General features: G+C 43.6%; 11 protein-coding genes. 10 read left to right on the top strand and 1 reads right to left on the bottom strand.

Going from position 1 to position 9,206, the window contains the following annotated elements; all coding sequences use genetic code 11:
* The first annotated feature begins 269 nt into the window (after positions 1–269).
* From ICN42_RS11780 to ICN42_RS11770, 3 genes are all read left to right on the top strand, one after another.
* Positions 270–1,121: a hypothetical protein gene (locus tag ICN42_RS11780; protein ID WP_216255143.1), complete on the top strand. Its 852-nt coding sequence runs from the start codon at positions 270–272 to the stop codon at positions 1,119–1,121.
* Between the two features lie 190 nt (positions 1,122–1,311).
* Positions 1,312–2,067, top strand: coding sequence for a YoaK family protein (locus ICN42_RS11775; RefSeq protein WP_216255140.1), 756 nt, complete (start codon positions 1,312–1,314; stop codon positions 2,065–2,067).
* A 102-nt stretch (positions 2,068–2,169) separates the two neighbouring features.
* A complete protein-coding gene (locus ICN42_RS11770; RefSeq protein ID WP_216255138.1) occupies positions 2,170–3,546 on the top strand; it encodes a DUF2252 domain-containing protein in 1,377 nt (458 codons plus the stop codon).
* A 34-nt stretch (positions 3,547–3,580) separates the two neighbouring features.
* Here ICN42_RS11770 and ICN42_RS11765 read toward each other — a convergent pair whose 3' ends face one another.
* On the bottom strand, positions 3,581–4,483 hold the full coding sequence (locus tag ICN42_RS11765; RefSeq protein ID WP_216255135.1) for a LysR family transcriptional regulator: 903 nt from the start codon (positions 4,481–4,483) through the stop codon (positions 3,581–3,583).
* A gap of 121 nt (positions 4,484–4,604) precedes the next feature.
* On the opposite strand from ICN42_RS11765, the gene ICN42_RS11760 reads away from it, so the two are divergent.
* From ICN42_RS11760 to ICN42_RS11735, 7 genes are all read left to right on the top strand, one after another.
* On the top strand, positions 4,605–5,021 hold the full coding sequence (locus ICN42_RS11760) for a DoxX family protein (RefSeq protein WP_216255133.1): 417 nt from the start codon (positions 4,605–4,607) through the stop codon (positions 5,019–5,021).
* Between the two features lie 82 nt (positions 5,022–5,103).
* A complete protein-coding gene (locus tag ICN42_RS11755; protein WP_216255129.1) occupies positions 5,104–5,949 on the top strand; it encodes a class III extradiol ring-cleavage dioxygenase in 846 nt (281 codons plus the stop codon).
* Between the two features lie 5 nt (positions 5,950–5,954).
* The gene (locus tag ICN42_RS11985) at positions 5,955–6,077 is read left to right on the top strand and encodes a hypothetical protein (protein ID WP_255539381.1); all 123 of its coding nucleotides are present in this window, start codon (positions 5,955–5,957) and stop codon (positions 6,075–6,077) included.
* A gap of 36 nt (positions 6,078–6,113) precedes the next feature.
* A complete protein-coding gene (locus ICN42_RS11750) occupies positions 6,114–6,641 on the top strand; it encodes an alpha/beta hydrolase (RefSeq protein ID WP_216255126.1) in 528 nt (175 codons plus the stop codon).
* 24 nt (positions 6,642–6,665) lie between these two features.
* Positions 6,666–7,268, top strand: a complete 603-nt coding sequence (locus ICN42_RS11745; RefSeq protein ID WP_216255122.1) for an FMN-dependent NADH-azoreductase — start codon at positions 6,666–6,668, stop codon at positions 7,266–7,268.
* 9 nt (positions 7,269–7,277) lie between these two features.
* Complete coding sequence (locus ICN42_RS11740) at positions 7,278–7,979, top strand: pirin family protein (RefSeq protein WP_216255118.1); 702 nt, start codon at positions 7,278–7,280, stop codon at positions 7,977–7,979.
* A gap of 12 nt (positions 7,980–7,991) precedes the next feature.
* On the top strand, positions 7,992–9,059 hold the full coding sequence (locus ICN42_RS11735; RefSeq protein ID WP_216255115.1) for an FUSC family protein: 1,068 nt from the start codon (positions 7,992–7,994) through the stop codon (positions 9,057–9,059).
* Positions 9,060–9,206 lie beyond the last annotated feature (147 nt).

The raw sequence follows: 9,206 nt of genomic DNA, 5'->3' as shown, positions 1-9,206 counted from the left end.
AAAAAATCACAAATTACCAAAACAGAATTGTTGACTCAGCCAGAAGCGTTTGATTGAAGGCCAAAACCCGTGTACACGCTTTAAATCTAAATCAATGGAAGTATTTTGGGTTTTTACACAGCCTCGGTCGATAGGAGTCATTCAGGCGTCAAAGGATCTTTGGTTAGTCTAAGGGGGATGTTCTTGGGGTGATAGTTTGCCCTTCGATACCACCCAGCAGCGCCAAAAATAACTTCAGGTAGATTCCTCGATCAAGTCTAGAATGGCAGATGTTGTATTTCATATTGAGACTCTTTAGCTCTCTTCCCTTAGCGGCCCTTCAGGTTATTGGTGCTGGAGTTGGTCTAGTGGTTTATTTAAGCTCCTCACGCTACCGAGCACGCTTAAATGGCAATCACTTGAGTGCAGCCATCTTTTCTGGTTTTAAATCTACCCCATGGAGAGTGGCTGCCGAGTCTGGCATGATTTTTGCTGATACCTTGTGGATCTGGAGACATCCTCAATCTGCCGTAAATAAGTCAAGAATTGATAACGTAGATCAAATTGTTGAGCTATCAAAAAATGGCAAGGGCTTAATTGTCTTGGCATCTCATTTGGGCGGCTTTGAAATTGTCCCTCGCATTTTTGCCGAACATATGAAAGCTACCGTTATGTATCGGCCAGCCAGAAAGGTTTGGGTCAATAAGTTGATGCTCAAATCTCGCCGGCACTCTCAGATGGAGTTTGTGGAGGCCAATTTAGGTGGCGTCAGAAAAATTAAGCATGCCTTGATCAAAGGTGAGGTTATCGGCATATTGGCTGACCAGGTTCCTAGTGTCGGCGATGGTATTTGGGCTAAATTTTTTAATCAATATGCTTACACCACATCATTTCCAATAAAACTAGCGCGGCAAGCTAATGTAGCTACACTCTTTGTTAGTGCTGAGAGGTTGGGCTTAGGTAAGGGGTGGGTAATTAAGACACGACTTATGAATAGTGAGTATCCGGTCGGTATGGTTGAAGCATGCACCTTAATGAATCATTATTTTGAGGAAATGATTGTCTCTAAGCCCCGTCAATATATGTGGTCCTACAACCGCTACAAAAGACCTCACGGAGCTGAAGTTAGCCCCATTGGTTAGATCCTCGTCAGTTTCTTGAAGTAGCTAAGGGGATACAAAAGTACCGATGTAATTCTTGGTGGTTTGTGAGCGCTCAAGAATGGCTGCTGAGGGTTGAGAAGCGGCTGATTGACGAAATTGACTTAGATTTCATAAGCCGGCTATTGAAGTCATGCCTGTGGAAGCTCTTGGGTCGTAGAATAGGCCTTCGATGCCAATTAAATTTATTCAGCTTTTAACGAGCAATCAAAGGTCCCATAAGACCAATATTCAGCTGGGTGCTTACATGGCATTTGTAGCTGGCGCAGTTAATGCTGGTGGTTTTTTGGCCATTGCTCGCTATACCTCTCATATGAGTGGCATCATTTCGGCGATTGGCGATGATCTAGCTCTTAATAATTTTATTTCTGTTTTAGGCGGTATTTCTCTTCTGCTATCTTTTCTATTGGGCGCTGCTACAACAGCCATCATTGTTAACTGGGGGCACAGGAAAAAGATTCGTAGTGAGTTCGCCTTGCCTTTATTGGTTGAGGCCATACTTTTATTGGTATTTGGCTTAGTAGGTGCCAACTTAAACGTCTATTTACCCCTGACTGTTCCCGCGATTGCATTACTTTTATGTTTTGTAATGGGCTTGCAAAATGCCATTGTTACTAAGGCCTCTAAAGCTGAAATTAGAACTACCCATATGACCGGCGTCATTACCGATATCGGTATAGAGTTGGGAAAAATGATTTATTGGAATAGGTCTACAGATGCAAATAAGCAGGGTCTTGTAAAGGCCAACATAGAAAAACTAAAGACACACGCATTCATTTTTGGAATGTTTTTGGTTGGCGGAATTATTGGGGCTGTTAGCTTTAAAAAGGTTGGCTATATTGCAGTGCTACCGCTATCCCTGTCCTTGATTCTGATTGCTGGATTTCAGGTGTATAGAGATATCAAACAAATTTTTTATCCCAAGTAACTGCTTTGGGTCGCTCGGTAATTTTTTCTTATAGAATCTTTAAAAGACCAACAGCCGTCTTTTAATTGCTGTGACTTTTTTGTTTTAGTATCAGAATAAACTATGAATAAATTTGACCAATCTGAGAGCTCTCTACTGAATCGAGCATCCAGTATTGAAATTGGGAAGAATTTGCGTAAAACTCATCCTCTAGAAGCGCATGAGTTTGTGAAGCGCCGACCTAAAGACTTCAGTTCCAATGCGATTTTAGAGAAATCCAATAAAGATCGGCTTCCTGAACTTATTCCGATTCGTTATGGACGTATGTTAGCTAGCCCCTTTACATTTCTTAGGGGTTCTGCCGCTCTAATGGCCGATGATCTTTCTCGAACGCCCAATAGCGGAATATATGTTCAAGCTTGCGGCGATTGCCATTTGTTAAATTTTGGCGCCTTTGCAACGCCAGAGCGTAAATTGGTCTTTGACATCAATGATTTTGATGAGACCTTACCCGCTCCGTGGGAGTGGGATGTTAAACGTTTGGCAATAAGCTTTCTAGTGTCTTCACAAGACAATGGGATCGATGATGAGACTGCGCGACTGATTGCCAAAACTTGCGTAAGGTCCTATCGGGAGAATCTTCGAAAGTATTCGAAGTTGAGCCCGCTGGAGCTTTCATATAAGCAACTAGACTTGGCTAAATATGCCCAGAATGCCCCTACCAAGAAAACGAAGCTATATCGCGAAGAGTTGATTAAGCGAGCTGAGACTCGGGTAGCAGAGTATCTATTTCCTAAAATTACCACGGAAATTGATGGAAAGAAGAGATTACTTGATCAGCCACCCCTCATGTTTCATCCTCATAAGGCGAACTTCGATGCTCTAGCAAAGATGGCGATCAAAGATTATCGAGAGTCTTTGCCACATGATCGCAGAGTCTTAATTGATCGCTACCAATTACAGGACGTTGTTCTCAAGGTAGTAGGCATCGGAAGCGTAGGTACGCGTTGCTTTGTTGCTTTATTTATGACTCCCGATGATGAGCCACTTTTATTACAGGTGAAAGAAGCTCGCACATCAGTACTCGAGCCCTATGCGGGTAAGAGTAAATATGAGAAGCATGGCGAACGCGTAGTAGTTGGTCAGCGTCTAACCCAATCCTCAGCTGATATTTTTTTAGGCTGGACGAGGGGGGCCGAAGGCAGAGATTTTTATGTTCGTCAATTAAGGGATATGAAGGTTTCGTTTTCATTTGATGAGGTAACTCCTGCGCGACTAGAGAACTATGCTGAGTATTGTGGAAAAGCATTAGCTCGATCGCATGCAAAGTCGGGTAATGCTGCGATGATTTCCGGCTACCTTGGCAAATCGGATGTCTTTGATGAGGCTGTTAGTCGATTTTCTATGGAGTATGCAAAGCAAAATCAAAAAGATTATGACACTTTGCTTCATGCTGTCAGAAAAGGGGCGATCAAAGCCAGCACCGAAACAGATTCATAAAATGATCTCTGGCAAAGTGGGTGACTATCAATTTCTAGAAATTATCTAAATCCTTTTTAGAAAAATAGTCCACGAGAAAATCAATTAACACTCTCACTTTGGGCGCAATATGTTGGCGGGTAGGGAAGAGGGCGTAGATGCCCAATTCGATAGACTTATATTGAGGCATGATTTCTACTAAGTCGCCTGTTCGTATGGCATCACCTACGATAAAGCTTGGCTGGAGCACAACTCCCTGATGGGCTAGGGCGGCAACAAGGCAGGTATCACCATTATTGGTTTGCATAAAGGGTTTAATGTTTACACTCTCTTTGCCGTTGGGCCCATCAAAACTCCATTCCTCTTTGCCTGCCCAGTAGCTATAGTTGATTACTTGATGGTTAATTAAATCAGCGGGCTTTTTTGGGGCGCCATGTTCTTTGAGATATTGTGGCGATGCACATAGAATAATGCGTGTGTCCGTAAGTTTTTTACTCACCATGGTTGAGTTTGATAGGGCAGCTATTCGAATGGCGATGTCATAGCCTTCATCCACTACATCAACCAATCGATCTGACAGTACAACATCTAACGTTACTTTGGGATACTTTTGATGAAAGATTCCCCACAGCGGCGCCAACTTCCGAATGCCAAAACTAAAGGGAGCGTTAATGCGGATATGGCCACTCACATCATCTGTTTGAGAGGTAATTTCATTCTCGGCACTCTCGATGGTCTCCAGGATTTCTTTGCATCGTCCATAAAAGAGTTCACCTTCTTCCGTTAATGACAGCTTGCGTGTGGTGCGATGAAGTAGGCGAACGCCTAGCCTAGTCTCCAAATCCACCAAATGTCTTGAGACTGCGGCCTTAGACATGTTGAGCCGGTCTGCCGCTTTGACAAAGCTACCCGCATCAACAACGGCGGTAAAGGTGGTGATTTCTTGAAATTTATCCATTGTTCCGTTAAATGTAACAGTTAATCTTATAAATGAGAGTTTATCTATTAATAACGGAACAGTAAAGTTCTACTCAAGGAAAGAAAGCTTTCCGCTGAATTCACTAATCAAGGAGCATTAAATGAAAAACACTTATCAAAACACATTAAATCTATTGGGTCGATTTTTGATCGCTGCATTGTTCTTGCCTGCTGGCATTGCAAAGCTTACTGGCTTTGCTGGGACTGTTGGCTACATCCAGTCCGTCGGCTTACCAGCTCCACTAGTTGCAGCTGTATTGGCACTCGTGATTGAAATTGTTGGTGGAGTTGCTTTGCTAGTGGGCTATCAAACTCGCATTGCTGCTGTCGTGTTAGCAGTATTTACATTCTTTGCTAGTGTATTTTTCCATGCTTACTGGGCGGCACCTGCAGACCAAGCTTTTGTAGCCCAATTACTGTTCTTTAAGAACATTGCTGTTATTGGTGGTTTGTTGGTTTTGGCTTCATCAGGCGCTGGTAAGTTCAGCATTGATGGCTTAAAAGCGAAACAAGATTAAGTCTTGAGTCGGAGCGCCTCTACTTTCGTTGATGGGGTAGGGGCGCATTCGCTCTTCATATAAAGATAAAGAGTATTTAAAAATGACAAGCTCAGTGATCGCCCCCTTAATGTTTATCTCTCATGGTGCGCCAACCTTTGCTATCGAGCCTGGAGTTTTGGGTGAGCAGCTAAATAATATTGGGCAAGGTCTTGGTGGCGTGAAGGCAATCTTGGTGGTTTCCCCACACTGGCAAACGGCCGATATTGAGGTAATGACGAATCCTCTGCCAGAGACTGTTCATGACTTTTATGGCTTTCCAAAGTCTCTGTATGAGCTGTCATACCCAGTCAATGGAGCAACTGCTGTCGCAGAAAAAACCATTGAGGCACTAAAGAAAGCAGGCTTTAGCGTTAAAGAAAATCCTACCCGGGGCTTGGATCATGGGACTTGGGTTCCTCTGATGCACCTATTGCCCAATGGGGATATTCCAGTATTTCAAGTGTCGATGCCAAGAAGCCTTGATCCGCAAAGCGCCTATGCGCTTGGTCAATCGTTGGGCTCATTGAGGAAAGAGGGTGTGATGATCATCGCCTCAGGCAGCATGACGCATAACTTACATGATTTTCGTCAAGGCGTTGGCGGAGATCTCCCTTACGTAAGCTCTTTTGCTGATTGGGTCAAGCAAGCGGTTCAGCATGAACAGTTAGATCAGCTATTTGCTTATCGAGAATTTGCGCCTGGTGCAGTGCGCGCACATCCAACTGATGAACATTTTTTACCCCTGTTTATAGCTTTGGGTGCTCGCCTAAGCGATGTAGACCTAAGGACGATTGAAGGTGGTATTGAATACGGCATTTTGTCGATGGATTCGTTTGTTTGGGGATTGAATAGTGCATTTACTAATCGATTGCATGAAGCTGATGTACATGAAGGAAGTGAGATCTAAAAATGGTGAGTCAACTTTTACCAGGCGCTCAGTTCGCCTATCGCGTGAGACCAGCAGCGCTTAGTTCGCCAAAGGGTTGCTTGATTCTGCTCCATGGAGTTGGTGGAAATGAGCTTAACTTTGCTTAGATTAGTAAATGGGTTGACCCCAATATTTTGGTGGTCATGCCCCAAGGCCCTATTGCATTTACCGATGGCGGTGATCAGTTTGCTTGGTTCCATGTGACGTTTACCAAGGATGGTCCACAAATTCATGAGCAAGAGGCTGACGAGAATCGACTGCGATTATTGATTTTTATCAAAGAAATACAGGCCTTGTATCAGGTAAGCAGCGAGAATACGATTGTCGCTGGATTTAGCCAGGGCGGCATTATGAGTGCCGGCGTGGCATTAACTTGCCCTAATGCTGTATTGGGTTTTGCAAATCTCTCTGGAAGAATTCTGCCTGAAATTAAACCCCATATTAATAACTTAGAGGGGCTGAAAAAGCTGCAGGGCTATCTTGCACATGGTCAGTTTGATAGCAAGTTACCTATTAGCCATTTCTTTCAGTCTGATGAATTATTAAATGATTTAAATGTGCCTCATGTGAGCAAAATTTATCCAATGGATCATGAGATTTCAGAAAACGAATTAAAGGATTTTTTGCAGTGGGTCAGTGAGCAGTTGGAGTCAACTGCAACTGCCGTTTAACTAATTATTACAAAGGAATTAAATATGAAAACAGTACTGAGTATTAATAGCAGTATTTTGGGTGACAACAGTCAATCAAGACAGCTATCCAATCGATTGCTTGAGCGTATTCAGAAGTTGCATCCCAATACGAAAGTTGTGGAGCGTGATTTGGTAAAGAATGCCTTGCCTCACTTAACTGGTGAGCAATTTAGTGCCTTTATCACGCCGCCCGAGCAGCGTACTGATGCGCAAAAAGTTCTTGCTAGCCAGTCCGATGATTTGGTTAAAGAGATCAGTGAGGCCGATACTGTGGTGCTTGCTTTGCCAATGTATAACTTTGGAATTCCATCGCAACTCAAATCCTATTTTGATAATTTGGCTAGAGCAGGTATGACTTTTAAATATACAGCTACTGGCCCTGTAGGCTTGCTAATTGGGAAAAAGGCCATCGTTTTAGCTACTCGCGGTGGCTTTTATTTCGGAACGGATAAAGATACCCAAACAAAATATGTGAAGGACTTCCTAGGCTTTATCGGTATTACCGATGTGGAGTTCATTTACGCAGAAGGTTTGGCTGTTTCACCAGAGCAAAAAGCCAAGAGCTTAGAGCTGGCTAGTGAAATTATCCAGGCGATGAGTCTCTAGGAGGTATCAATGATTCAGATTAGAAAATCCGATGAACGTGGTTATGCCGACCATGGTTGGTTAAAGAGTTTTCACTCGTTTTCATTTGCCAATTACTACGACCCAAAGTTTATGGGTTGGGGAAATTTACGAGTGATTAACGAAGATCGTATAGAGCCAGAAAAAGGTTTTGGTGATCACGGTCACCGTGATATGGAAATCATTAGCTATGTTCTGTCGGGTGAGTTGGCGCATCAAGATAGCATGGGGAATATCAAAGGCATTCCACCTGGTGATGTGCAGCGCATGAGTGCCGGTACTGGTGTAGTTCATAGTGAGTTCAATCACGCTACAGGTCAGCAAACTCATTTCCTGCAAATCTGGATTGAGCCAAAGTTCACTGGTGTGAAGCCGGGGTATGAGCAAAAGACAATTCCCTTGCAAGAGAAGCAGGGGAAATTAAGATTGGTAGCCTCACTGAATGGTGAGGCAGAGTCAGTCAAAATAAATGCGGATGCGAAGCTCTATGCAGGTCTATTTGATGGCGATCAAAAAGCAACGCTCTATATTAATCCTCAGCGTAAGGCCTATGTTCATCTGATCAAAGGCTCGCTTGAAGTCAATGGGCAAAATCTTCATGCAGGCGATGCCTTAATGCTGGCTGAAGAGGAGTGCATAAACGTATCCCATGGTAAAGATGCTGAGGTCTTGGTATTTGATTTAGCCCCTTAAGAGTTGGTATCGATGGGGATTCGGGGGTTTCTGCGTAAAGAGTTAACCCATCTTCTCAAGGTGAATACCAGTGATCGACCTTGGGAAATGCCTCTTGCTGCCAGTCTGGCAATAGGGCTACCTTTATTGCTCACTTTATATTGGGGTCATTTAGAGTATGGTTTAACAGCTTCCTTAGGAGGCTTGGTATTTCTATATATGCCTAATACCAAGATAGAACATCGCATGGTGTTTACGATGGCTTGCGCGTTTGGCATGATCGCTTCCTACGCATTGGGGTTGCTAGGCCACTTCATGCCTGAACTGATGGCAGTGGCTATCATCATTATTGCTACCTTAGTAACGATGACTTGTCGGTATTACGCATTGGGGCCACCTGGAAGTTTATTTTTTGTGATGGTATCTGCGATCGGCATCTTTTCGCCGATCACATTTAGTGAAGTTCCAGCGCAGGTGGGATTAGTTTCGCTAGGTTGCCTCTGGGCTTGCGCTATCGGCTTTCTCTATAGTCTTTATATCTTGCGCAAAAGACCATCTCAGCCTATTCAGGCTTTGCCCAAGCCTACATTTGATTTTGTTGTTTTTGATTCAGTAGTCATTGGTATTTTTGTCGGTATCTCTCTAGTTTTAGCCCAGTTATTTCAATTGGACAGACCCTATTGGGTTCCAGTGTCCTGTCTTGCCGTGATTCAAGGTGTGACATTTCGTGCGGCATGGACTAGGCAAATACACCGGGTCATTGGTACTATTTTTGGCTTGTCGGTAACTTGGCTTTTGCTATCTCTGCACTTCAGCCTACTTAATCTCTGTCTTGTGATGATGGGGCTCATCTTCATCATTGAGAGTCTTGTGGTCAGGCACTATGGCTTGGCCGCAATTTTCATCACTCCATTAACTATTTTTTTAGCAGAAATGACTTCTTTTGGGATGAGTGAGCCCAGCCAAATAATTCAGTCACGCTTGATTGATACCTTCCTTGGCTGCCTAGTAGGGATTGTTGGCGCAGCTTTTTTACACAATGAGTCTTTTCGAGCTCGATCTCATAAGCTGCTTAAAAGTGGGCGACATTTGAGATTCTAGATTTAGGTGGCCAACGCCTTTTATGGGTCTTGATTTCAACCCGTCGATGCAACACACTACAAACTGCGTAAGCGCAAGGAGTGTTGCTCATGAAACAACGACCTCGAATCTATTACACAGCCACCCAGAAGGATTTAATGTGGGAGC

The organism is Polynucleobacter sp. 71A-WALBACH (genome assembly GCF_018882365.1).
Lineage (GTDB): Bacteria > Pseudomonadota > Gammaproteobacteria > Burkholderiales > Burkholderiaceae > Polynucleobacter.
This window is presented reverse-complemented; position numbering and strand designations above follow the sequence as displayed.

Coding starts and splice junctions, on each gene's coding strand:
- ICN42_RS11780 (WP_216255143.1), top strand. CDS start 270: ATGTTGTATTTCATATTGAGACTCTTTAGCTCTCTTCCCTTAGCGGCC.
- ICN42_RS11775 (WP_216255140.1), top strand. CDS start 1,312: ATGCCAATTAAATTTATTCAGCTTTTAACGAGCAATCAAAGGTCCCAT.
- ICN42_RS11770 (WP_216255138.1), top strand. CDS start 2,170: ATGAATAAATTTGACCAATCTGAGAGCTCTCTACTGAATCGAGCATCC.
- ICN42_RS11765 (WP_216255135.1), bottom strand. CDS start 4,483: ATGGATAAATTTCAAGAAATCACCACCTTTACCGCCGTTGTTGATGCG.
- ICN42_RS11760 (WP_216255133.1), top strand. CDS start 4,605: ATGAAAAACACTTATCAAAACACATTAAATCTATTGGGTCGATTTTTG.
- ICN42_RS11755 (WP_216255129.1), top strand. CDS start 5,104: ATGACAAGCTCAGTGATCGCCCCCTTAATGTTTATCTCTCATGGTGCG.
- ICN42_RS11750 (WP_216255126.1), top strand. CDS start 6,114: ATGCCCCAAGGCCCTATTGCATTTACCGATGGCGGTGATCAGTTTGCT.
- ICN42_RS11745 (WP_216255122.1), top strand. CDS start 6,666: ATGAAAACAGTACTGAGTATTAATAGCAGTATTTTGGGTGACAACAGT.
- ICN42_RS11740 (WP_216255118.1), top strand. CDS start 7,278: ATGATTCAGATTAGAAAATCCGATGAACGTGGTTATGCCGACCATGGT.
- ICN42_RS11735 (WP_216255115.1), top strand. CDS start 7,992: ATGGGGATTCGGGGGTTTCTGCGTAAAGAGTTAACCCATCTTCTCAAG.